Origin of the sequence: Psychrobacter sp. L7 (assembly GCF_002810365.1) — a bacterium.
GTDB classification, from domain to species: domain Bacteria; phylum Pseudomonadota; class Gammaproteobacteria; order Pseudomonadales; family Moraxellaceae; genus Psychrobacter; species Psychrobacter celer.
On sequence record NZ_NEXR01000002.1, the window covers coordinates 84,772 to 109,055 of the forward strand.

General features: G+C 49.4%; 20 protein-coding genes. 9 read left to right on the forward strand and 11 right to left on the reverse strand.

Annotated features, from left to right (window positions below; translation table 11 throughout):
- Positions 1-34: 34 nt before the first annotated feature.
- From rpsL to rimI, 5 genes are all read left to right on the forward strand, one after another.
- Positions 35-409 carry a 30S ribosomal protein S12 gene (gene rpsL, locus CAP50_RS03040; protein ID WP_075102600.1) on the forward strand — a complete coding sequence of 125 codons (375 nt, stop codon included), beginning with the start codon at positions 35-37 and terminating at the stop codon, positions 407-409.
- A 206-nt stretch (positions 410-615) separates the two neighbouring features.
- Complete coding sequence (gene rpsG, locus CAP50_RS03045) at positions 616-1,089, forward strand: 30S ribosomal protein S7 (RefSeq protein WP_075102601.1); 474 nt, start codon at positions 616-618, stop codon at positions 1,087-1,089.
- Between the two features lie 401 nt (positions 1,090-1,490).
- Positions 1,491-3,617, forward strand: coding sequence for an elongation factor G (gene fusA / locus CAP50_RS03050; protein WP_075102602.1), 2,127 nt, complete (start codon positions 1,491-1,493; stop codon positions 3,615-3,617).
- 236 nt (positions 3,618-3,853) lie between these two features.
- Complete coding sequence (gene tuf / locus CAP50_RS03055; protein ID WP_100749036.1) at positions 3,854-5,044, forward strand: elongation factor Tu; 1,191 nt, start codon at positions 3,854-3,856, stop codon at positions 5,042-5,044.
- A gap of 119 nt (positions 5,045-5,163) precedes the next feature.
- Positions 5,164-5,664 (forward strand): ribosomal protein S18-alanine N-acetyltransferase, encoded by a 501-nt coding sequence (rimI, locus tag CAP50_RS03060; protein ID WP_100749037.1) that lies wholly within the window; start codon positions 5,164-5,166, stop codon positions 5,662-5,664.
- A gap of 62 nt (positions 5,665-5,726) precedes the next feature.
- Here the strand turns inward: rimI and CAP50_RS03065 are convergent, their stop codons facing one another.
- Genes CAP50_RS03065 through trxB form a run of 3 tightly spaced genes read right to left on the reverse strand, consistent with a single transcriptional unit; the run spans position 5,727 to position 8,003 of the window.
- Entirely contained in the window at positions 5,727-6,164 is a 438-nt protein-coding gene (locus CAP50_RS03065; RefSeq protein ID WP_100749038.1) for a MerR family transcriptional regulator, read from the reverse strand.
- A gap of 21 nt (positions 6,165-6,185) precedes the next feature.
- Positions 6,186-6,980, reverse strand: coding sequence for a leucyl/phenylalanyl-tRNA--protein transferase (gene aat / locus CAP50_RS03070; protein WP_100749039.1), 795 nt, complete (start codon positions 6,978-6,980; stop codon positions 6,186-6,188).
- Positions 6,981-8,003, reverse strand: a complete 1,023-nt coding sequence (trxB, locus tag CAP50_RS03075) for a thioredoxin-disulfide reductase (RefSeq protein ID WP_100749040.1) — start codon at positions 8,001-8,003, stop codon at positions 6,981-6,983. It abuts the gene before it with no gap.
- Between the two features lie 553 nt (positions 8,004-8,556).
- Here trxB and CAP50_RS03080 point away from each other — a divergent pair.
- Together CAP50_RS03080 and CAP50_RS03085 are read left to right on the forward strand one after the other, a co-directional pair.
- Positions 8,557-11,853, forward strand: a complete 3,297-nt coding sequence (locus CAP50_RS03080; RefSeq protein ID WP_100749041.1) for a DNA translocase FtsK — start codon at positions 8,557-8,559, stop codon at positions 11,851-11,853.
- 257 nt (positions 11,854-12,110) lie between these two features.
- Positions 12,111-13,604 (forward strand): amidase, encoded by a 1,494-nt coding sequence (locus tag CAP50_RS03085; RefSeq protein WP_100749042.1) that lies wholly within the window; start codon positions 12,111-12,113, stop codon positions 13,602-13,604.
- A 51-nt stretch (positions 13,605-13,655) separates the two neighbouring features.
- Here the strand turns inward: CAP50_RS03085 and CAP50_RS03090 are convergent, their stop codons facing one another.
- Both CAP50_RS03090 and rlmH read right to left on the reverse strand, forming a co-directional pair.
- Complete coding sequence (locus CAP50_RS03090; protein WP_100749043.1) at positions 13,656-14,546, reverse strand: DODA-type extradiol aromatic ring-opening family dioxygenase; 891 nt, start codon at positions 14,544-14,546, stop codon at positions 13,656-13,658.
- A gap of 83 nt (positions 14,547-14,629) precedes the next feature.
- Positions 14,630-15,118 (reverse strand): 23S rRNA (pseudouridine(1915)-N(3))-methyltransferase RlmH, encoded by a 489-nt coding sequence (gene rlmH, locus CAP50_RS03095; protein ID WP_075102579.1) that lies wholly within the window; start codon positions 15,116-15,118, stop codon positions 14,630-14,632.
- Positions 15,119-15,332: 214 nt separating this feature from the next.
- Here rlmH and CAP50_RS03100 point away from each other — a divergent pair, with 214 nt between their 5' ends.
- A complete protein-coding gene (locus CAP50_RS03100; RefSeq protein ID WP_100749044.1) occupies positions 15,333-15,779 on the forward strand; it encodes a DUF2147 domain-containing protein in 447 nt (148 codons plus the stop codon).
- Positions 15,780-15,826: 47 nt separating this feature from the next.
- Here CAP50_RS03100 and CAP50_RS03105 read toward each other — a convergent pair whose 3' ends face one another.
- From CAP50_RS03105 to dapC, 6 genes are all read right to left on the reverse strand, one after another.
- Positions 15,827-16,360 carry a DUF421 domain-containing protein gene (locus CAP50_RS03105; RefSeq protein ID WP_100749045.1) on the reverse strand — a complete coding sequence of 178 codons (534 nt, stop codon included), beginning with the start codon at positions 16,358-16,360 and terminating at the stop codon, positions 15,827-15,829.
- Between the two features lie 298 nt (positions 16,361-16,658).
- Positions 16,659-17,174 (reverse strand): ABZJ_00895 family protein, encoded by a 516-nt coding sequence (locus CAP50_RS03110; RefSeq protein ID WP_100749046.1) that lies wholly within the window; start codon positions 17,172-17,174, stop codon positions 16,659-16,661.
- A gap of 38 nt (positions 17,175-17,212) precedes the next feature.
- Positions 17,213-19,234 (reverse strand): D-alanyl-D-alanine carboxypeptidase/D-alanyl-D-alanine-endopeptidase, encoded by a 2,022-nt coding sequence (locus CAP50_RS03115; RefSeq protein WP_241900630.1) that lies wholly within the window; start codon positions 19,232-19,234, stop codon positions 17,213-17,215.
- Between the two features lie 167 nt (positions 19,235-19,401).
- A complete protein-coding gene (locus CAP50_RS03120; RefSeq protein ID WP_100749048.1) occupies positions 19,402-20,007 on the reverse strand; it encodes a 3'-5' exonuclease in 606 nt (201 codons plus the stop codon).
- Between the two features lie 34 nt (positions 20,008-20,041).
- Positions 20,042-22,006 (reverse strand): DUF294 nucleotidyltransferase-like domain-containing protein, encoded by a 1,965-nt coding sequence (locus CAP50_RS03125; protein ID WP_100749049.1) that lies wholly within the window; start codon positions 22,004-22,006, stop codon positions 20,042-20,044.
- A gap of 172 nt (positions 22,007-22,178) precedes the next feature.
- Positions 22,179-23,399: a succinyldiaminopimelate transaminase gene (gene dapC / locus CAP50_RS03130; protein WP_100749050.1), complete on the reverse strand. Its 1,221-nt coding sequence runs from the start codon at positions 23,397-23,399 to the stop codon at positions 22,179-22,181.
- Positions 23,400-23,588: 189 nt separating this feature from the next.
- Between dapC and CAP50_RS03135 the strand changes: the two genes are divergently transcribed.
- On the forward strand, positions 23,589-24,257 hold the full coding sequence (locus CAP50_RS03135) for a hypothetical protein (protein WP_100749051.1): 669 nt from the start codon (positions 23,589-23,591) through the stop codon (positions 24,255-24,257).
- The last annotated feature ends 27 nt before the right edge of the window (positions 24,258-24,284 follow it).

The following is a 24,284-nucleotide window of genomic DNA, read 5'->3' on the forward strand; positions in this document are numbered from 1 at the left end:
TTTTGTTTTATACCAAACGGGAGAAGGATGCCTTATGGCAACAACTAACCAATTGATTCGTAAAGGCCGCAAGTCCATCAAGGAAAAGTCAAAAGTTCCTGCGTTGGAAGCGTGCCCACAGCGCCGCGGTGTATGTACTCGCGTATATACTACCACGCCAAAAAAACCAAACTCTGCCATGCGTAAAGTATGTCGTGTACGTTTGACTTCAGGCTATGAAGTATCAAGCTACATCGGCGGTGAAGGTCATAACCTACAAGAGCACAGTGTTGTTCTTATCCGTGGTGGTCGTGTTAAAGATCTACCAGGTGTACGTTATCACACCGTTCGCGGTGCACTTGACTGCGCAGGCGTTAAAGACCGTAAGCAAGGTCGCTCTAAGTACGGTGCTAAGAAGCCTAAAGTTTAATAACTAAACGTTATTTGCTTAGCTTTTAGTACTACCCAATAACTGTGCATGGGTTCGGTGTCGACAGTAGTTAGATTGATAAGATATAACTTACCCTTAAACATACCACCATGCAGTAAGGCTAACTGACAACTCATCACTATGCTCTATGATGACAAGTATGATGTTGTGAATGTTGGACACTCCTGAAGACAAGGAAATTTATTATGCCAAGACGTCGCGTCGTTGCTGCCCGTGAGATCCTACCGGATCCTAAGTTTGGTAGCCAAACTGTTGCAAAATTCATCAACCATGTAATGAGTCATGGTAAAAAATCTACTGCTGAGCGTATCGTTTATGGTGCACTTGAGACAGTTAGTGCAAAACGTAATATCGAAGATCCAGTAGCTTTCTTTGAAGAAGTCTTAGAAAACGTACGCCCAATGGTCGAAGTAAAAGCTCGCCGTGTGGGTGGTGCTACCTATCAAGTACCAATGGAAGTACGCCCCTCCCGTCGTACTGCCTTGGCAATGCGTTGGTTAGCCGAAGCTGCTGCTAAGCGTTCTGAAAAATCAATGTCTCTACGTTTGGCAGGCGAGTTAAACGACGCTGCTGACGGTAAAGGCAATGCCATGAAAAAGCGTGACGAAGTTCACCGTATGGCAGATGCTAACAAAGCATTCTCTCATTACCGCTTCTAAGCTACTAAAGATAAGGCTACTAATCATTAGTGGCTTTTGATAAGCGTGATGAATTGATGGCTGATGCCAATTGATTCTGTATTTTTCCGTTCTATGGATTGCCGCCATCATTGCTGCAGCTAAAAAAACTGAAGGTTTAATGGTTTTTAGCTGCGATGGCGGACATCTCTCAAGATGTTTTTTGCACAGTAACTTTGCACAGTAACACTGTTGTTAAAAAGTTTGCTTAACAGGAAATGTCCCAAATTTTATGCTGCAATATTCTTAGTATTTGCTCTTTTGTTGTCCGTATTAGGCCCAATAATCAGTAAGTAATATCACGAAGCTCACCGCTTTGTCATAGAGTATTAGGCAGAGACACAACACATTATTATATACACGAATTTCCCTAGGAAAACACTATGGCTCGTAAAACTCCCCTAAAGCGCTATCGCAATATCGGTATTTCAGCGCACATTGATGCTGGTAAGACGACTACTACTGAGCGTGTTTTATTCTATACTGGTGTAAACCATAAGCTAGGCGAGAGCCATGACGGCGCTGCCACTATGGACTGGATGGAGCAAGAACAAGAGCGCGGTATTACTATTACCTCGGCTGCAACGACTTGCTTCTGGAAAGGCATGGCGAACCAGTTCGACGAACACCGTATCAACATCATTGACACCCCAGGCCACGTTGACTTCACTATCGAAGTTGAGCGTTCTATGCGTGTTCTTGATGGCGCTTGCATGGTTTACTGTGCAGTAGGCGGCGTTCAGCCACAGTCTGAAACCGTATGGCGTCAGGCAAACAAATACAAAGTGCCACGTTTGGCATTTGTAAACAAAATGGACCGCGTTGGCGCTGATTTTTATCGCGTTATCGATCAAATCAAAACGCGTCTAGGCGGCAAGCCAGTACCATTGGTTATCCCAATTGGTAAAGAAGACGACTTTGAAGGCGTTGTGGATCTTGTGTCTATGAAAGCCATCTATTGGGACGAAGCGTCTCAAGGCATGAAGTATGAAGAGCGTGAGATTCCAGCTGAGCTACAAGACAAAGCAGAAGAATACCGTGAGTATCTCGTAGAAAACGCTGCTGAAGCTTCAGAAGAGTTGATGAATGAATATCTTGAAAATGGTGAATTGACTGAAGAGCAAATCCACAGCGCACTTCGTCAGTTGACTATCGACAACGAAATCATTCCACTTCTTTGTGGTACTGCCTTTAAAAACAAAGGTGTACAAAAGATGCTAGATGCGGTTATTCAGTATCTACCTGCACCAATCGACGTACCTGCTATTAAAGGTATCCTCGATGATAAAGACGAAACTGAAGGCAGCCGTGAAGCGTCAGACGAAGCACCTTTCTCTGCTCTAGCATTTAAGATCATGAACGATAAGTTCGTTGGTAACCTAACCTTCGTTCGTGTTTACTCAGGTGTGATTAAGCAAGGCGCTAGCGTTTATAACCCAGTAAAAATGAAGCGTGAGCGTGTTGGCCGTATCGTACAGATGATGGCAGATTCTCAAGAAGAGCTAGAAGAAATCCGTACTGGTGATATCGCTGCATTGGTAGGTATGAAAGACGTAACCACGGGTGACACGTTATGTGACGAGCAAAACGTTATCACGCTTGAGCGTATGGAATTTCCAGATCCAGTTATCTCTCTAGCAGTTGAGCCAAAGACCAAAGCTGACCAAGAAAAAATGTCAATTGCTCTAGGTCGTTTGGCCAAAGAAGATCCATCATTCCGCGTTCGCACAGACGAAGAGTCTGGTCAGACCATCATCAGTGGTATGGGTGAGCTGCATCTTGAGATCTTGGTTGACCGTATGAAGCGTGAGTTTAACGTAGAGGCAAACATCGGTGCGCCGCAGGTTGCTTATCGTGAGACCATTCGTAACTCAGTTGAACAAGAAGGCAAGTTTGTACGTCAGACTGGTGGTCGTGGTAAATTCGGTCACGTTTGGCTACGTCTTGAGCCGCTTGATCCAGCGGGCGAAGTATTATATGAGTTCTCTGAAGAAGTTGTCGGCGGTGTGGTACCAAAAGAGTATCATGGTGCAGTCGATAAAGGTATTCAAGAGCGCATGAAAAACGGCGTACTTGCAGGCTACCCAGTGGTTGGCGTAAAAGCGACCTTGTATGACGGTTCTTACCATGACGTTGACTCGGATGAGCTATCATTTAAAATGGCTGGTTCAATCGCGTTCCGCAAAGGCTTCATGGCAGCAAACCCAACGCTACTAGAGCCTGTGATGAAAGTAGAAGTTGAAACGCCAGAAGACTATATGGGCGATATCATGGGCGATCTAAACCGCCGCCGTGGTATGGTTCAGGGCATGGAAGACTTGCCTGGTGGTACCAAGCAAATTCGTGCTGAAGTACCATTAGCGGAAATGTTTGGTTATGCCACACAAATGCGCTCAATGTCACAGGGCCGTGCAACTTACTCAATGGAATTCCAGAAGTATGCTGAGATTCCAAAATCAGTTGCAGAATCTATCATCTCTAAGTACAACTCTAAAGATGATGACGAGTAAATAACGCTCATAAAATGACAATATAAAGCATATCTTTATATTGTCAGAGAAGAATCCGCCAATAACTTGTTAAAAGACTTGTTATTGGCCGTGATTTTCTTATAATATCTGCACATTAGTATGTGCAACCTTTTAACAATTATTTTAATGTGGTCTCTACTGCTTTAGCTTTTATCTATATGAAATTTAATATTTATATCAGTTAAGCGCCGACCCCAAAAAAAGAGGAATTACCCATGGCAAAGGCCAAGTTTGAACGCAACAAGCCACACGTCAACGTCGGCACCATCGGACACGTTGACCACGGTAAAACAACCCTAACTGCCGCTATCGCAACCGTAGCAGCAAAAACCTCAGGCGGCGARGCCAAAGACTACGCAGCCATCGATAGCGCGCCTGAAGAAAAAGCACGTGGCATCACCATCAACACCTCACACGTAGARTATGACACCGAMACCCGTCACTACGCCCACGTTGACTGCCCAGGTCACGCCGAYTAYGTYAAAAACATGATCACCGGTGCCGCACAAATGGACGGCGCCATCCTAGTTGTATCAGCAACTGACGGCCCAATGCCACAGACTCGTGAGCACATCTTGCTTTCACGTCAGGTAGGCGTACCATACATCATCGTCTTCATGAACAAATGTGACCTAGTAGACGACGAAGAATTGCTAGAGCTCGTCGAAATGGAAGTACGTGAACTCCTAAACGACTACGACTTCCCAGGCGACGACACCCCAATCATGAAAGGTAGTGCCACCCAAGCCCTAAAAGGCGACGAAGGCAAATACGGCGAACCAGCAGTCGTAGAACTACTAAACACCCTAGACACCTACATCCCAGAGCCAGAGCGTGACATCGACAAAGCATTCCTAATGCCAATCGAAGACGTATTCTCAATCTCAGGTCGTGGTACCGTTGTAACTGGCCGTGTTGAATCAGGTATCGTAAAAGTTGGTGACGAAATCGAAATCGTCGGTATCAAAGACACCCAAAAAACCACCTGTACTGGTGTTGAGATGTTCCGCAAACTGCTAGACGAAGGTCGTGCAGGCGAAAACTGTGGCGTACTACTTCGTGGTACCAAGCGTGAAGACGTACAACGTGGCCAAGTACTAGCCAAGCCAGGTTCAATCACCCCGCACACCAACTTCGACGCCGAAGTATACGTACTATCAAAAGAAGAAGGTGGTCGTCATACTCCGTTCCTAAACGGCTATCGTCCACAGTTCTACTTCCGTACCACTGACGTAACTGGCGCAATCCAATTACAAGACGGTACAGAAATGGTCATGCCTGGTGACAACGTTGAGATGAGCGTAGAGCTTATCCACCCAATCGCTATGGACAAAGGCCTACGTTTYGCTATCCGTGAAGGTGGCCGTACTGTAGGTGCTGGTGTGGTAGCTAACGTTAAAAACTAAGCGATACTGATCTCAGCGCAAGCTGACACCGAGTATTGAGTAGTGAAAAGCCATCCTTTATAGGGTGGCTTTTTTTGTGGGAGTTGTAGGATTATGGGATTTATTAAAAAGGGGGCGGCATGACTGTAATACAAAATTTGTCAAAAGACACTCAAAACTTTAGGGAAGTGGTGCAAGCAGTAGCTGCTATCGAGTCTATCGTCCAGCTGCAGGATGCGTGGTCGTATCAGGCGATGATTGATTTGTTTGAGCAAGACAGTGTCCATCTGCTGATCGCTTATGAGTCAGCAGAGTCAGCAGAGTCGGCTGCAGTCGTGCAAGGTTACTGCTTGTATCAAAGCGTCTTTGAACAAGCAGAGATTTTACGCATTGGCACTCATCCTGATTATCAGCGCCGCGGGATTGCGTCGCAAATTTTTGCGCAGTTGCACCTAGTGCTGAGAGATAAACAAGTAGATAGCCTGCTATTAGAGGTGCGAGCGGACAACGCGCCTGCGATTGCGTTATATAAGCAGCAAGGCTTTGAGGTGATCCATCAGCGTAAAAACTATTACCAGCTAGCCCAGAAGCCAGCTGTCGATGCCCTGATCATGCAGCTGACTTATCGTGATTTTAAATAATTGGTTCATGATTTTAAATGATGGGTAGATGATACGTAATGCGCTCGTTTAGCAATGCAGCCTTACAGGTCTGCGGGGAGTTTTCTTTTGCAAACGTCGACGTTGGGTTTGTAGTCACTGTCTGCTCTCATGCGCTCAAGAACCTCGATGCGCTCGGTGAGCAGCTCAACCATGACATTGATATTGGCTTGTTGTTTTTTTACTTGTGCCAGTTTTTGCTGTGTGAGGAGTAATTGTAGGTCGATGTCTAATTGGCCATCATAATAATCATTGAGGCTGTCTCTGATTTCGGTGAGCGTAAAACCGATGGCTTGCGCGCTTTTTATCAGCTCAATACGTTCAACACATTCAGGATGAAACTCAGTATATAGCCGTGAGCCTGCCTGACGCTTGCGCGATCTGAGTAGGCCTAGCTGGTCATAGTGACGGACCGTGTCTTTGGTGGTATTGGCTTTGGCAGCCAGTTTTCCAATTAACAAAAATGAGGTATAAAGTGCCATAATAATCTCAAAAGTGGGGCGCTATTTGCCGCTTTGCCAAGGGTGCGGTGTATCAATCAGCGAGACTGCTAGCGGTTGGTGGGAGTCACTGTGCCAATGCCCAGCACCACTTACGATCAAGCTATCTAACTGATGCAAAAAGTCAGCACGAGGTAAGGTGGTGGCGCCCAAGCTCATCAGGTGCTCGTTTGGTAATTGGCAATCGACCAGTGCAACCTGACTTTGCTCGCATAAACGCATTAAACCCCAAAACGCCATCTTGGATGCGTTTGACGCACGGTGAAACATCGATTCTCCAAAATAAATACTACCCAGTTTTAAACCATAAAGTCCCCCGATCAGTGTGTTGGTTTCGTCCCATACCTCGATACTATGGGCAAAGCCTTGGGCGTGTAGCTTGCTATAAGCGTCGATCATCTCTTGATGAATCCAAGTATGCTCGCCTTCAGGCAGGCCATTGCTACGCGGTAAGCTACAAGCATGAATGACTTCGTCAAACGCTTGATTGAGGGTGAGTTGCCAGCGCTCTTTTTTGGCCTGACGGCGCAATGACTTACTGGGTATATACTCAGCCGGCACCATGACGCAGCGCGGCTCAGGGCACCACCACGCGATAGGCTCGTCTTCATTAAACCAAGGAAACAGCCCCTGCGCATAAGCAGAGATGAGCGTTTCGGAGGCCAAATCACCACCCAGCGCCACAATGCCGATGCCATCAGGGTCGATGGTGGCGGGGTCGGGAAAGTCATAACGCCCAAGACTTTTTAGGGTCTCAGGCGTGATGGGATTATGGTTTTGTTGCCAAAGATGACTCATTTAGGCTTCTTTATCAGCAGTCAATGTCGAGGCGTAGGTATGGTCAGAAGCATCTGCCTCACCGATGGCATCGAGATATTTTTCTGCATCAAGGGCGGCCATACAGCCGGTACCTGCTGAGGTAATGGCTTGACGGTAGACGTGATCGGCGACATCACCTGCCGCAAATACCCCTTCGACACTGGTCTGGGTGGCGTTACCATTTAGGCCACTATTGACGATAAGATAGCCGTCTTTCATAGCTAGCTGACCTTTGAACAAGTCGGTATTTGGCTTATGACCAATCGCCACAAACATACCCATGGCATCTAGGGTTTTGGTGCTGCCATCGACGGTAGATTCGATCACCACGCCATTGACACCCATGTCATCACCGACGACCTCACGGACCTGATGGTTCCATTCTATTTTGACATTACCATTTTTGGCTTTTTCAAACAGCTTGTCTTGCAGGATTTTCTCGGAGCGCAAGCTGTCGCGGCGATGCACCAAGGTCACCTCAGAGGCGATGTTTGATAGGTATAAAGCTTCTTCGACCGCGGTATTGCCGCCGCCGATGACGGCGACTTTTTGGCCTTTATAAAAGAAACCGTCACAAGTAGCACAAGCAGATACGCCAAGACCTCTAAATTTGCTCTCTGACTCCAAGCCCAAATACTGCGCCGAAGCGCCCGTTGAGATGATAAGCGCATCACACGTGTAGCTGCCATTATTACCGGTCAATTGAAACGGACGTTCGTTTAGATTGACGTCATTGATATGATCATAGACCAGCTCGGTACCGAAACGCTCAGCATGCGTCTTCATACGTTCCATCAACGCAGGCCCAGTCAAATCGTACGCATCGCCTGGCCAGTTATCAACTTCTGTGGTAGTGGTCAGCTGTCCGCCAACTTCCATACCCGTGATCATGACAGGCTTTAGGTTGGCGCGCGCCGCATAGACAGCCGCGGCATAACCGGCAGGGCCTGAGCCTAAAATGATGAGCTTTTCGTGACGTGGGGCAGTAGTGTCAGTTGCCATGAGTTGTTCCTTGCTAAATATACGAATTAAAAATATACGAATTAAAAATGTAAGTTATAAATATAATAAAAGACGAATATCAAAAATGACTACAAATATGCTTCTTCTAATTGCTATGTGATAATAACATAAGGGCAGTTGGCAAAAAGTGCAAGTTTGCTAAAGCAAACATGGGTATCATTACAATCAAAGCATCAAACCCTTGAATTTTAGGGCACTAAAGGTAGGCGCTAATCGGCCAAGTCTTTATCAAATCCGGTGTAATGGTGATGATAAAGGTGTATTGTTTTATTTTCTTAAGAAGACTGTCGCCACTGTCCCTATGTATTTGTTATTATAAGAAGTTATGCCAAGCGCAGTAAGGGCTAAGTAATCTTGTCATCTATTCTGATAACCGCGCTTATAATCGTTTTATACAAGTAGCCATTGCCGCTGCGCTCGGTATCTTGGTACAGGTTGATCGGTACCGTTTATGTCAGCACTTTATGCCAGCATGGTTAGCGTTAATCATGGGTTGGCGACCATTTAGTATTATTAACAAGGCAGATCTTACGTGATATCAGCACCGCTAATTGAGTATTTAAAAAAAGGAATATTTACCCTGCTTGGGTTAATACTGACCGTTTATCTGTTTGTCATTTTGATGACGTATACGGGTAATGACCCTAGCTGGTCGCATATCAGCAGCGATATGACCACGATCAACAATATGGGCGGTAAAACTGGTGCATGGTTGTCAGATTTGCTGTATCGGTTTTTTGGTTTTGGCGCGTGGTGGCTACTGGCGTTTATGGTCTATGAGTCCATCTTGATTTGGTGGGACAATAAGCCAACGTTTTGGCTGATGCGCTTGGTCGCTTATGTGTTTTTGTTATTGAGTGCCAGTGCGCTGTTTGCTCAATTGGTCGCGCTGGTGCAGCAGGTTGCAGATCCTGTGGCCACTGAACTAGAAGGCGTGGCGGGCGGTATCATCGGCCTTGAGCTTCAAGCCCGTTTGGCGCAGCTATTATCGCAGTGGGGGAGTGTGGTGTTTTTGACCGTGTTTGTCACTATCACCGCAACCTTTGCGTTTAATATTCACTGGCTGAGCATTTATCAAAAAATCACCGCGCTGGCTTGGCTTGGCTCAGGGGTCAAAAACAAAGAGGCGACCGCTGATGAGCAAGCGAGCAAGCAGTACAGCGCTGCTGGGTACAATGATGACCAACAGGCGCTCAAACCACCAGCAGCATCAGAGCACGAGCAGCTAGCATTAGAGCTGCCCACTGCTGATGCTACGGATGGCGCACAGTCTGCGGATAAAAGTGGCCGATTTGGCAATGTGTTGTCCGAGTTTTTGACCACATCAGGACTGGCTGATAGTGTCAAAGCCTCGGTGGCTGCCGCGACACAAGCTGCAAAAGCGACTACATCGCCTGACAGCGTAGCGTCGCCTGCCATGCCGACGCAGTCGAGCGCCGAGCCGAAAAGCCCCGTAGCCGTCGCCAAAAGTGGCGCGGTCAGTGCTAGCGATGTAGTCGCGACGGCCACCCCTGTGATGACTCGCAAAGTAGAGCCAAGCTTTGCATGGAATGATGCAAGCACGGTGGATGATTTGTTGGCCAGCGAGCAGGCGCACTACCATACTGATGATAGCTTTGTTGCTGATGATAGCTATGTTAATGGCGATAGCTATATGGCAGATACGACCGACGATATCTCTGAGACAGCATCTACCGTATCCGCCTCTTATGACAATAGTGATGAAACGCTAGATAATGAGGCGACCTCTGTAGCGTCAGCTATAGAGACTCCCGATACTGATGATACGGCAACTGACGATGTCGATACCTTGGCTGAGGCATGGCTGGCAGAACACGCAGAGACGCTCACCCCTGCTACTGCAGCAGTCGATGACGTCGTACATGATGCAGCAACGCCAGATGCTGCCGCGCCCAGCTCCGTATCTATGGAGAGTCAGGCAGCTGGTAGACCAGCGGCAGAGGCAAGAGAAGCAAACGTATCACATAGCTCAGAGGTAGAGCCTGTCGAGCCATCATTCAGCTCGGCGTCTACCACGCAACCCTCTGCTGTAGAGCCTACCTCAGAGGTTGCTACCTCTATCGCAGACACCGCGGATATGACCCCGACCAACACGCCGCCGGCCAACCCCAAACAAGCACCAACAGTAGAGGCGCTGACACCAGAAACACCTACCAAGCCTGCGGTGAGCTTTGCGGTACCAGAGGGAGATAGTAGCAATCATATCACCGATATGATGCCAGATGATGATGGGGCAGAGGCGATAGCAGCCGTCATGCCAGATATCAGTGACGATGCCGCATTTAGTAAAAAGTCACGCTCAATGCAAACAGCGGCATATCGCAATAGCCTCACGCCGATACCTGAGATGTCTATCTTGGACAAGCCAGACCCTGACCGTAAGCCCAGCTATACCGTCGCAGAGCTTGAGCAGTTGTCTGAGTTATTAGAGATTAAGCTGCAGGAGTTCAATGTCAAAGCAAGCGTGGTGAATGCCATACCAGGGCCGGTGGTGACCCGTTTTGAAGTCGAGCTGGCACCAGGCGTCAAAGCCAGTAAAGTCACGGGTATCTCGCGAGACTTGGCGCGCTCGCTATCGATGGCGTCTTTGCGTGTGGTCGAGGTGATACCAGGCAAGCCTTATATCGGTATCGAAGTACCCAATAAAAAACGCGAAATGGTGCGCCTGATTGAGCTGCTCAATACGGAAACATACAAAGACCCTAAAGCGCAAATCAGCATGGCGATGGGTAAAGATATCGGTGGCAATCCGATTATCACCGATCTTGCTCGTGCGCCGCACATGCTGGTCGCCGGTACCACAGGCTCTGGTAAGTCGGTACTGGTCAACTCCATGCTACTGTCGATGCTCCTCAAATATACCCCCAATGAGCTGCGCCTGATCTTGATTGACCCAAAGCAGCTTGAGCTTGCCAACTACAATGATATCCCGCATCTACTGACGCCAGTGGTCACCGACATGACCGAAGCGGCCAGTAGCCTATCATGGTGCGTGGCGGAGATGGAGCGCCGCTATCAGCTCATGAGCCTGCTCAAGGTACGTAAGCTGGGCGAGTTTAACAAAAAAGTCATCGCTGCCGAAAAAGCAGGCAATCCTATCATCGATCCGTTATGGCGACCCAACGACAGCGTCAGTATGAGCCAAGCGCCTAAGCTCAAGACATTACCGATGATTGTGATTGTCGCAGATGAGTTTGCTGATATGATTATGCAGGTCGGTAAACAGGCCGAAGAGCTGATCACGCGGTTGGCACAAAAGTCACGCGCGGCTGGTATTCATTTGATGCTCGCCACTCAGCGCCCGTCAGTCGACGTCATCACAGGTTTGATCAAAGCCAATATTCCAGTGCGAGCCGCCCTCCGTGTGAACTCAAAGGTCGATTCGCGTACTATCTTGGATAGCGGCGGCGCAGAGGATATGCTGGGCAACGGTGATATGTTGTTTTTAGGACCAGGACAGATTGAGCCGGATCGTGTGCATGGCGCTTACGTCAGTGACGAAGAGGTCAACCGTGTCTGTGACGCATGGCGTGAGCGCGGCGCACCCGACTATATTGACAACATGGCGGGGAACTTTGAGCTATCCAGCCCTGGCGGCGGTAGTACTGGCAATGCATCGGGTGAAGACGACGACCTATACGATGAGGCGGTCGCCTTTATCATGGAAACGCGCAAAGTATCTGCCTCTAGTATTCAGCGTAAATTTAGCATCGGTTATAACCGCGCCGCTCGTATTGTCGACTCCATGGAGGAGGCTGGGCTGGTCAGCTCGATGGGCAAAAGCGGCAAGCGTGAGTTGTTGATGTGATGAACAGTGAGTTTGATTGAGTGACAAAAAGCGAGTTACAGTAAGTAGCTCGCTTTTTTTATGAGCGTTTGTAGCGCAGTCATGTTATTGGCAAAGCTGACCGCATAAAGCGGTACAGTGATAGGTATTAGCATCAAGCATAAGTTCATGGTCTGGTATGACGTGAACACAGCAGTGTCGATAAGGTGGTTACTATTGAAGCGATGAAACCGATATACTAAAAGTGATCAATAACTTAAGAACAAGGAAGCTCGGTTATGTTTAAAGAATACACCCAGTATGATGCGATAGCGCTAGCGGCATTGGTCAATGCCGGAGAGGTCAGCGCCAGAGAGCTGCTGGATGCGGCTGTCTATCAAGCCAATAAGCTCAATCCCAAGCTAAATGCCATCATTCATCGTTTTGATGAGCGTGCCTATCACGCAGCGGCGCAAGGCCTACCGGCAGGCGCGTTTACAGGTGTGCCTTATTTGCTCAAAGATTTGTCATTTAGCTTTGAGGGAGAGCCTGTCACGATGGGCAGCCGTAGTGTCAATATTGTCTCAGAAAATGACAGCGAAATCGTCAAGCGTATGAAAGCCGCTGGCGTCAATACCTTTGGCAAGACCAATACCCCTGAGTTTGGGCTGATCATCACCACCGAGCCCAAGGCGCATGGCGCAACGCATAATCCCTTTAAAAAAGGCTATAGTGCTGGCGGCTCCTCAGGCGGTAGTGCAGCGGCAGTGGCAAGTGGTATTGTACCGATGGCAGGTGCTGGTGATGGTGGCGGCTCGATACGCTTTCCTGCGGCGTGGTGCGGCGCGTTTGGCTTAAAGCCCAGCCGTGGCCGTAACCCCATGGGTCCGACATTTGGGGAGGGCTGGGAAGGCGCTGTCGCCGATCATGTGATTACCCGCTCCGTTCGCGATAGTGCCGCGATGCTCGATGCCACCAGTGGCGCTGAGATTGGCGCGCCCTTTATCATTGCGCCGCCAGAGGGGTCGTTTTTGCAGGCTGCGATGCGCGCACCGCGGCAGCTGACCATTGCGCTACATCAGCAGCCGCTGATCGCAGGTACGGTGGTGGACAAGGAAGTAATGGCGGTCCTTGAACAAACCGCCAAGCAGTTAGAGGCCATGGGGCATCGCGTGGTGCCTGCTGAGCCTAATATCAATATCGAGCAATTTTGGCATGATTTTATGGTTGTGGTGTGCGCCCATACAGCATTTACCATCGATAATATCGAGCGTGATTTTGGGCCACAGCATATCAAAAAACTAGAGCCGCAAACCTACAATATGGCGCTTTTGGGTCGTTCACTATCAGCGGTAGACTTGGCGCATGCCAAACACGGCTGGCATCACAGTCAATATCAGACAGGCTTATTACTAGAAGAGTACGACATGATCTTGTGTCCGACCGTACCGACACCAGCGGTCAAGCATGGCGTACTACCGCCTAGCCGTATGGATGAGATGCTGATGCGTAGCGCAGAGCTGCTCAATAAAGGCATAGATATGGGGAAATACGCCTTTAGCTCAGGCGTGATAGAAAAGCTGAGCCAGCCTGTGCTGAGTAAGATGGCTTTTACCTTACTAGGTAATGTCACAGGTTTGCCCGCGATGTCATTGCCGGTCGGCATGAGCAAAAAAGGCTTGCCGATTGGTATGCAGCTGATTGGACGGATGAATGATGAGGCGACGCTGTTGAGTATCGCAGGTGAGATGGAGCGTGCAGGGCTGTTTACGAAGTCAGCGTTTGAGAGGTAGCTTAAGCTATTCAAAACAACGTCGTCAAAACGCAGCAGCTAAGACACCTTATTAGTCGAAGCGATAAATATCCATACCTAAACTATGATGCGCCATACTTTGATGTACCACTGAGACGCGCTGGCCGGCACCCAAAGCAAAAAACAGCGGCAACAGATGCTCATCACTGGGATGGATGTCTTTATAATTGGGATAACGCTGCCAGTCAAGAGCGCTTGGAATGTCGGTTTTGAGCTGCTTGAGCAGCCATGTTTTAAAGCTATTGGCGCTCTGATCGATGCTGTCCGCCTCCCAGCGCAAGGCTTGCAAGTTATGAGTGATATTGCCTGAACCGATGATCAGTATCTGCTCATCACGCAAACGCGCCAGCTGCGCCCCTAACTGATAGCAGGCGACACTGTCATAATGCTGCGGCAAAGAAATCTGTACGATCGGGATAGTGGCCTCTGGATACAGATGCGTGAGCGGCGCCCAGACGCCGTGATCGGAGGCGCGCATGGGGTTTAGTCTGCAGGTAATACCGCGCGCGGTGAGCTGCTGCGCAAGTGACTCGGCAAGCAGCGGATGACCTGCGGCAGGGTATTGTATCTCATACAGCTCAGCGCCAAACCCAGAAAAATCATGCCAGGTCTTTGGCTGAGGGTTGCTGCTGATCTCAAGCTTTGCTGATTGCCAATGGGCCGACATAATAATGATGGCACGCGGCACAGGCAGGTTCTGACCGATACGCGCCAAGGCACTGGTCGTCGCTGACTGCTCTGTGGCTAGGCTTGGCGCGCCGTGCGAGACAAATAGCGCAGGCAGCTTTGCGTGCTTAGAGAGAGTAGAGGTATCGGGCCACGCATCAGCGGCACTAATGGGCGCTGACGTGTGGCTGCCTGATGGTTGCTGCTCGGCGCTCGGCGTAGTAGGAGTAGGTGCTGTGTTTTTTGGATGAGTCATGTAGCGTTTATTAGGGCTTGCAGCGATATTTCAATCCTGCCTGTCTGTTATCCTACCAAAAGCCTGATCTGTCTTGTGAGTATTTAGTTGCCACGATGATAGGGGTGGTTGTGATTGATGCTCATGGCGCGGTAGAGCTGCTCCATCAATACCACGCGTACCAGTGGATGCGGCAGTGTCAGCGCCGATAGTGACCATTTAACATCGGCCTTTGCCAACACTTCTGGCGACACGCCATCAGCGCCGCCAATGACCAGCGCGATATCATCGCCTTGCTGCATCGAGTCTGCCAGTTTTTCTGCCAGCCCTTCTGTCGAGAGCATTTTACCTTTGACATCTAGCACCCATAGTTGCTCGCGGCTGGATGCTTGGTGAGCGGCCAATATGGCTTGTCCTTCTTGCTCGCGGTACTGAGCGAGGTTGGCTTCAGAAGGGTTTTTTGCTCGTTTTGCTGCCGCTATCTCGACAATCTCAGTACTGAGCATGGGCTGAATACGTTTAAAGTACTCATCAAAACCAGTTTGTACCCATTTTGGCATCTTAGTGCCCACGGTCAAGATTCTTACCTTCATATGATGTACCACTTCGATAATTAAAAAATATAACAAAAGAGAATGTAACAAAAGAATTCTACGCTTAAGATATTGTAACAAACAAGCCTTTTACCTTGCTTTTTTTTGTGCTTTACTAGCGTTTGACAAACAGTTGTTCTTTCTATTTGTTTTTTAGTTCTCACTTATGTGACTACACATTCAGGTAGACCGTTTTTAACGAAAGGAGTCGTTCATGAACCGTATTACAGCAAGTACCCTCACCCTTATGGCAGGAGCTTTATTGTCCATATCTGCGCAAGCGGCCTCACTAGATGGTACGCAGTGGCAAACCATCGATGACAAAACAGGGGAGAAAAAAGCCATCATTCAGCTAAACGAAAGAGGTGGTAAGGTCTCAGGTAAAATTATTAAAGTGCTCGACAAAGAAAAGGCCAAAGCCGTCTGTACTAAATGTCCTGGTAATCTTAAAAACCAGCCAGTGGAAGGTTTGCAGATTTTGACCGGCCTCAAGGCAGAAGGCAGCAACCAATGGAGCGATGGTAAGTTGGTCGATCCTGAGTCTGGCAAAGTGTATTCAGGAAAAATCACCTTGAGTGACAATGGTCAAAGTCTTGATCTGCGCGGCTATGTCGGCACGCCACTGTTTGGCCGTTCACAGACGTGGCAACGCATCAAATAGAATGCTTACTGTACCATTCTCCTTAAAACCGGTCACCTCAAAACCCCTCACATCAAAGGCTTAATGGTTTGCGAGATAGTGCTCTCTGTACTTTGCGGGTCATCTGTAGGTTTGGGGATAATGGTCAGCTTGGCGTCAGACTCAAAGACCACCGCTTCGACATCATCGAAGTCGTTGATACCTTGAGAGCGCATCGCACATTCTATCTCTTGACGAGTCAGGCGCTCAGACCGCATGGCATCTGGCAAAAACTGACCTTGATAAAAGACGATACGCGGCTCTGATAAAATAAAGTTGCTAAACTGCGGTGATACCGAGGCGTATTTGGTGACCAAAAACTGCAACAGATAAAGCACCAATATCGAGGAGACCCCTTCGATAAACGGAATGTCCTTGAGCAAGATGGTACTGGCACCCAAAGACCCGATCATCACCGTGACGATCCAATCAAAGTTGTTGAGCTGCGAGGTGGAGCGTTTGCCTGAAGCTTTGGTCACCAGTACGATTAAGACGTACACCATGACGGTCGTCAACACGATACGGCCAAGCTTGTCTATATTGTCAAAAAAAATCATGTCCATAAAGCTAGCTCCTATTGAAAATACCAAAGCAAGTCGCTTAATACAGTAGGCGTTTACCTTAGCCTAACGGATTTTGTTCAGCAATAGAAAAAAACTTTGTAGCACCGTGTATAGTCAGCGTTTTTTTAAGTCACTCATATAGTCAACCCTAAATAAACTGACAGGCAAGATAGCATGTGCCACGCCGTTATATGTTACGGGTATTTATTTTGCATAGCATCTATCGGCGTAGGCTCAGCATGTCATCGTGCTTTAAGTGAACAGAGTCCTGTCGGGTCGTTTAGGGTTTTAAAACGTCTTATAGGGTTTTGGGCGCAGGATCGAGTAGGCGGTTAAATGCCCAGATGCTGATGCGCGCGCTGACCAGTGACAGCACCACGATCATCACTAGCGCAGAGAGTAAGGGTAATGGCTGCTGCTTGGTCATCGCCAGCAAAACCTCACGGCTGATATCGTCAAACAGCAAAAACCATAACGCTAAAAAATACAGTCCCGTCAATAGCCAGACGACCATGATACCGCCCAGCATCAAGCGGTTTATTTCGTCTTTGTAAAGAGCGCGCTGCTGATGTTTAACAAACTTGCTGACTGCGATATAGGCGGCAAGGATGATGGATAGGACGGTGACCAGCTGTGCATTTAATGCCAGTTTGGTCTGAATCAGCATAAATAGGGCGCTGGCCAGTACATAACCGATCGCAAAGTATCCAATGTATGGCGGCAGCTGAGGCTGAGTGCTCGCGCGTGTCGTGACCAGTCCGTGAGGGGCGGTAGCGGGGCTGGATTTATTGAGATTGGTGGTTTTGCGTGACATAAGCGCGCCTTATTCAGATAAAAAAGAGAGTCGCCGTATTAGTGCTGCGCGGTCCAGTCCAGCATCGCATCGAGTACGGGTCTTGCCGTATAAGCATTGAGCGCTTGCTCGCTATTGATGATACCCACGACCACATAGTCTTGCCCCGATAGGCCTTTGACATAGCCTGCCATGGAGGTAACGTTGTTGAGCGTACCTGTCTTAATCCAAGCGCGGCCAATGGCGGCTGACTCAGGCAAGCGGGCACTGTGCGCGCTAATGGTGCCACTGACACCAGCGATACCGAGCGAGTTGACATAAGCGTCAAAATTTGGGTGATCGTAGGCGTAGGTTAGCAGCTCGTTTAGGTTGGCCGCGGTGATCGTGCAGTCACGGCACAGGCCTGAGCCGTTGGTCAGATACGGCGCAGGCGTGTCTAGGTGGTGTTGCCACCACTGGTTGATGGTCTGTAGGGCTACCGGATAGTTGGTGGTCGCAGGTCTGCCAAACTGATAGAGACTCGTCTTGTTGCCTTCTGCTTTTTCTTGTCCTTTTGGCTTGCTCACGGCAGTCTGAGTGGTTGTAGCAATGTCAGCCGCGGTCGTCTTAATTTCAGATGGCGGGGCGTAAGCGGCAATGGATAATGCCACTTGCTCAGTCATGACGTTGTTTGAAAAATGGTTGATGTCGTGGATTTGCTGAGCCAAGTTTAACGACGGATAGCTGACCTGTGGCAGCGGTGAAATCGGTAGCGCGCGCAAACCTGTTTTTGGCTGTTTATGAGATGACACATTATAAGGCGTCTCGCGGCTGATTACATCGCCTGTCAGGGTATTGCCCAGTGCTTGCCATTTGGCCTTTATTACCCGCGCGGCAAAGTCTTTGGCATCAGGATAAGCCACATAAAATGCGTGCTCTTGGCAGCTATTTGGCAAGTTTTGATGAAACACCAGCTGGCTGGCTTGCCATACTGGCGCAAGGCTATAGCGCGCCTGTCCACAGCTCGCTGAGCGAGTGGCTATGGTGGTGGGCAGTCGATAATCGGCCAGCTGCGGCGTGTAGGTGAGTCGCGCGCGGTCAGTGTCCAGCGGATAGCTTTTGATACTGATGGTACTAAAATTGACCAAAAAACCATCAGGGCTTGCGTTATAAGGACGCAATGGTGCGTTGTCAAAGGCGGCAGGGTCTTTGCCCACCTTATCAAACACTGTGCTGTCGACGATGATATCACCGTCGATATGACGAATACCTGAGGCTTGCACGTGATAGAGCAGCTGCTGTAGGCGCTCGTGCGTCATTTTTGGGTCGCCGCTGCCTTGTAGCACCAAGTCGCCATACAGGCGCTCGCCGATGATCACGCCAGTATGATAGACGCGGGTATGCCAGACAAAATCCGCACCAAGCGTATCTAGCGCGATAAAGCTCGGCACCAGCTTCATGGTGCTGGCAGGGGTGCGCGCTACCTGAGCTTGATGACTCAGTAAGGGTGAAAAAGCTATCTTGGTCGTTGTATGTGCAGTGCTTTTTTGCTCGACACCCGCGCCGTCATTGACGCTACTATCGTCGGTGCTACTGTCTTGGCTTGTTTGCATCTTGGTATTTGGCCACTTGGCCTCTGACGGTAGGGTAGGAATGCTCTCTAAGCTTTGATAAGTAGAAGGGTCGTCGGTATAAGCGTGTAGCTGCCGCTCATACTTTTGGATGGTCTGTTTTTCTATCGTCACAAGCGTGCTTTGGTAACTGGCAGCGTTGTTTGAGCGCTCTGCTGGATGCTGGCTGTCGGTGACTTTGATAGGCGCTGGTAAGTGACTGGCGTTTTTGTCGCCCACTGGTGTGATGACGATACTGATGTCGGCGGCGCTCAAGTCTGCACGTGACAATGCGGTTTGGATGGCCTCTGGTAGCGCCGCTTGGGCAACAAGCGGTGCCGTCAGCGCAGTGGCCAATAATGCTTGTCTGACCAAGTGCCTGACAAAGCGCCTGCCAAGTCGATGCAGTCGTAACGGTGCAACCGCAGCGTGCGGCGACGTATCAAAGGCAGAAGGCTTGTCATGATAATGGGGGGTGGAGGTGGATTGCATGAGTATCATTCATCAGGTGGCAAAAATAGCCTATGGTATCATGAGTTCCGCTTTTCGCGTAGATGGGGCGTGTTGATTATCAAGGGCATGTATCAGTCTCGCGCATTCATGCAGGGTATTTATTTTCTGTAGGGTCTTGCCGTATCGGCTATAGCTGATGGCACGCTCTAGCGCACATGTAAAAACGCCATGGCGGTCATGGTGGCATCATTATAGGCATCATGCGCACCCAAATCAGGAATCTGATAATGCGCTAAGATGTTGGTCAGCTGCTGCGCTTGGCTGGAGAGCCCTTGGGTTTGACCACTCATACGCCGACTGTATAAGTGCCGAATATCGATGATTTTATTGGGCAAGGTGGTGCCCATGTAGCCTTTTACCAATGGGTTTAAAAACCCCATATCGAGCTGCGGACAAAACCCCACAATCGGACGGTTACCGATAAAGGGCAGTAGCCGCGCCAGCATCTCATCATAGCTCATACCATGCTCGACATCAGCGGTACGTAGACCATGGATTACGATGGTGTCGCGGTCAGGCATGACGGGCGGGCGACAGACCAGATAGATGCCATTGCCCGTATCGATGCTAGAGCCATCGATATGAATCGCGGCCACCGATAGTAGGTGGTGCTTTTTGGGGTTTAGCCCCGTCATCTCACAGTCAAGCGCCACCCAGCGCTCAGTGGCAGGCTGATCAAACATCGCCGCCAGCTCAGGCCGCTGCAGCTGCATTTTTTGCCATTTGCATGATAGTTGGGTCAGCCAGCTCATATTCTGTATTCTCTCTTTGCTGCTTTGCGCCGCTCTAGGCGATCTCTAATTGATAATGCTGCCGCAGCTGGTTTTTAAAGCTTTTGACAACAGCCAAACACTCTTTTAATAAATCACGCTCAAGCGCGGTCAGCGTCATGGGGTTGACCTGCCGTGCATGTTTGTCATCGGTCGAGAGCGCAACAGAGAGTCGCTGCGCCATAAAAAACTCCAGCGCTTCTAACAGCGTGTCAGCCCGCTCTTGGGTCAATGCGCCCACCTCGACCAAGGCCTTTAGGCGGTTTTTACTGCTAGGGACGGCCAAGACATCGTTTTCTAGAGCGAGGGCGCGAATACCGTGTACTAACGGAAAAATCCCTGCTTTTTTTAGATCGATATCTTGCGAGGCGCTTTTACCTGCTAATAATGGCACAAACTTTTGCCACCATTGATTGATATCACCAAACTGTAGCGCTGCCCGCGCAAACTGGCGCACAAACATAGGGTCTGAGCGTCGATGCGCGGCCTTGAGGTGCTGACGAACGTGCTGCAAGAGCGTCTCATCACCGCAGGCATATTCGCCATCGAGAATGGCGGACAAGTAGATGGCGTGCATGGGATCGGTGTTTTTAAACCATGAGCTGATTTGGGCATTAAACAGTTGTAATGGCTGTCGCCACATCGGGTTGGTCATCATGATATTGCCGTCGCACAGCGGATAGCCAAGTTGCGCCAGCTGCTCATTAAAGCGCGCCGCAAACTGCGGTAAATCCGGATGAGTATAGCCATCACGGATGATCAGTGCGTTGTCTTGGTCGGTGCGCATGATTTGCTCGCCGCGGCCCTCGGAGCCCATGACGATAAGACAAGTGTGGCTCATCACCTCATCAGGCACGAGCAGCTGCCACAGCTTGGTAAATACCTGAGCGTTCAAGGTCTGTACCATGCGGCTGATGTTACCGATTTTTACCCCGTTTTGGTGCTGGGCGCGGATATAGCGTCCTATCCTCTCGACGGCCGTGCCCAAACTGCTAAAATCTTGGGCTTGCTCGATTTGAATACTGATGAGCTGCGAGTGGTGGCTGATATGCGCGAGCATGTCGCTTTGGCCAAGCACACCTGCTACCGCACCATGATGATCGATGACCGGCAAGCGATGAATACGGTAGCGCGTCATGGTCAGCAGCGCATCACCGATCTCATCGCTCGCCTTGATGGTACGTAGGTTAAAGTTAGCATAACGCTGGCATGGCGTGGTGGTAGGATCTCGCTGCTCACTGACCGCGCGGCAAATATCGGTATCGGTCAAGATGCCTAATGTCTCATCGATGCCATGTTGCGCGTTTGCGATGGCTAGTCGATGCGCAGGTGCTTGCACCAGTACGTGCTTTAATCCAGCATTCGTCATCGTGCGCGCCGCTTCATGTAAGCTGGTATCAGCATCGATGATATGTACAGGCAGTAAGCGAACATCGATGACCGGCTGTAGCATGATCTGCTGTACTTCTTGCTGGTCATCGTAGGCGGCATGGACAGCAGGTTTATGATTGCGGCGCTGGTGCAGGGCTTTTAGCCGCTCAGGCAGTTTGTCGGAGAGCATTTGCCGCACCAGATGATTTTGTGCGCTGATTTTATCGACCGCTGCACCCTTAACTTGTAGCAGTAACGTGCCCTCGGTGGCGCGAAACTGATAACGCTGTCTGTCTTCGTCCGTCAGCTGCGCGTCTGAGGCCGCTGATAGCTGCGGTGTGTTGGAGGACTCAGGCAAGCGGCGGCTGTCAAACCAGTCGTTGTTATTGGGCTCATCTGAGTGATTGCTACCCAAGTAGGCCGCGACAAAATGACCTGCCAATAACTGCTCAATCTGGCCTTTGATGACCACATATAAGTATGACATCTCGTCTGCAGGTAGGCTTTCGTCTTTGGCAAGGTAGCGGATTTTGGTGTGTTTTCTGATGCTTTGGCGCTCAGCCAAGCTCAGCACATCAAAAGGCGGCTGGGTAAAATCAAGATGGGGCATGGCATCATCCTTGATGGCATCGTTGCGACAGTCTATTTTACTATAGCACTATTTAACCAAAAAACCTTTAATAACCAGTATCCCATCATGGTTATTAAAGGGTGTTGATGGTTATAAAAACAGCCGCTCTGTGTATCACTCAGGCTAAGGAGAATGGATCTGCTTGCCGGTTTTACACCTCAAGTAACGCCCGAATACGGCGGATGGCTTCGCGGCTTTCTTCTACACTGGCCACCAGCGCGATACGCACATAGCCCTGACCGGGGTTGTGTCCAGCGACCTCACGCGACAGATAGCGCCCTGCTAAGGCGTGGATATTGGCCTGCTCATATAGCGCTTTGACAAAGACTTCATCATCGCCATCGAACTGCTCAGGGACTTTGACCCAAAAGTAAAAGCCAGCCTCAGGCATACGTAGCGATAACACATCGCCAAGCTCTGCCATCCATAGCGAAAATTTTTCTTGATACAGCGCGCGGTTGTGCGCCACGTGTTTTTCGTCTTGCCACGCGGCGATAGAGGCCAGCTGATGCGGTATTGGCATCGCACAGCCTTGATAGGTGCGATATTGCAAATAGGCCTGCAAAATCTCAGCGTCGCCAGCGACAAACCCTGAGCGTAAGCCCGGTAGGTTGGAGCGCTTGGATAACGAGTGAAAGACGATACTGTTTTTAAAATCATGTCGCCCGAGCGCGGCGCACGCTTGTAGTAGACCTATCGGTGCTGTATCAAAATACAGCTCGCTATAGCACTCGTCGCTGGCGATGATAAACCCGTACTGATCTGACAAACGCAGCAGATATTCCCAATCCTCCATCGTCATCACCGAGCCTGTCGGGTTGTTGGGGCTACAGACAAAAAGTAGCTGCGTGCGCGCCCACACATCTGTTGGCACCGCCCGATAGTTACCCTTAAAATCATTATCTGCAGTACAAGGCACAAAATACGGCGTCGCCTGCGCCAATATCGCCGCACCCTCATAGATCTGATAAAACGGATTGGGCATGACGACAGTCGGTTGTGCGCCAGTTGCTGGTTGTGCGTCATCACACTGATGATCGATGACCGCTTGTACGATGCTAAAAATCGCTTCACGCGTGCCCATTACAGGCAGCACTTGGGTGCGAGGATCGACATGATGCAAAAAGAACCGCCCCTCCAACCAATGCGCGATGGTCTGACGAAGCTCAAACAGACCATTGGTGCTCGGATAAAGGCTTATTTTGTCCAAGTTTTCGTGTAATGCGTCCAAGACGAAGCTAGGTGGCTGATGTTTTGGCTCACCGATGCCTAGTTTTATCGCACTGTAATGAGGGTCTGGCGTGCTATCAGCCAACAAAGCAGCCATCTTGGCAAAAGGATACGGATGTAGGTGTGTTATGTTGTGATTCATAGGTAGGGTAACTATAATAGACAATTAATAATAAAGTTATAAAAAAAATTACATTTGGGCAGTGTAGCACTTCTCATATTTTTTGTCTTTTGCTTCTCTTGTCTATAAAGACGCATTTATTGATAACTTATTCATAATAAAAAACAGCGGTCGGCGCGATATGTTGGCTGATAGTAAGGGTAATTTGATATGTCTAGTGTCCTAAATAATGACCAACTTCACGCTAAAGATATCAATAATGACGTTGATAATAGTGTAACGCGTGTCAAATTATACGAGCTGCTACAAGAGCGAGAGCAATGCTGGTGGCAGACGCGTCAGAGTTTGATTAATCTAAAAGAGCGGCAAGTGTTTTGGTATGGCGAAAACAGCCTGATGATGTGGCTGATGTGGCAGCTGGTCAGCTATGTGCTGGTGGCTATGACGCTGATGCTGCTGAGCCGATTTTTAGACCTCTCGCTACCGCTCTGGCAGTATGCGGGGTTGTTTGTCATTCAGACGGCGATATTTGTCGTCATCTTGATGAGTAAGGGGAGACTCGCCAACAAGCTGCAACAAAAAATCGATAATGACGAGCTGCTCCGCGAGCAGGCGCTCAACGAGATGGCGATACTGGCAGAAGACTGTTTGTACCCTGATGTGCATGCCAAGTCGCCTATTTCGTTAGAGCAGCTATATGAGGCGTTAGATGGGCGCTTTCATTTAGCCAGTTTACAATGCTTGCTACAAAAGGAGGTCGATGCGGGGCGCTTGATATTGACGCAGACGCAAGTGGAGGCGGAGATTTTGCCACTAGAGCTGGCCGATGATGAGCTAAAAGAGCATGCTCGTGAGATGGTATATAAAAGTACCTTATAAGTGACTCTATAGCGATAAGCCCCATCA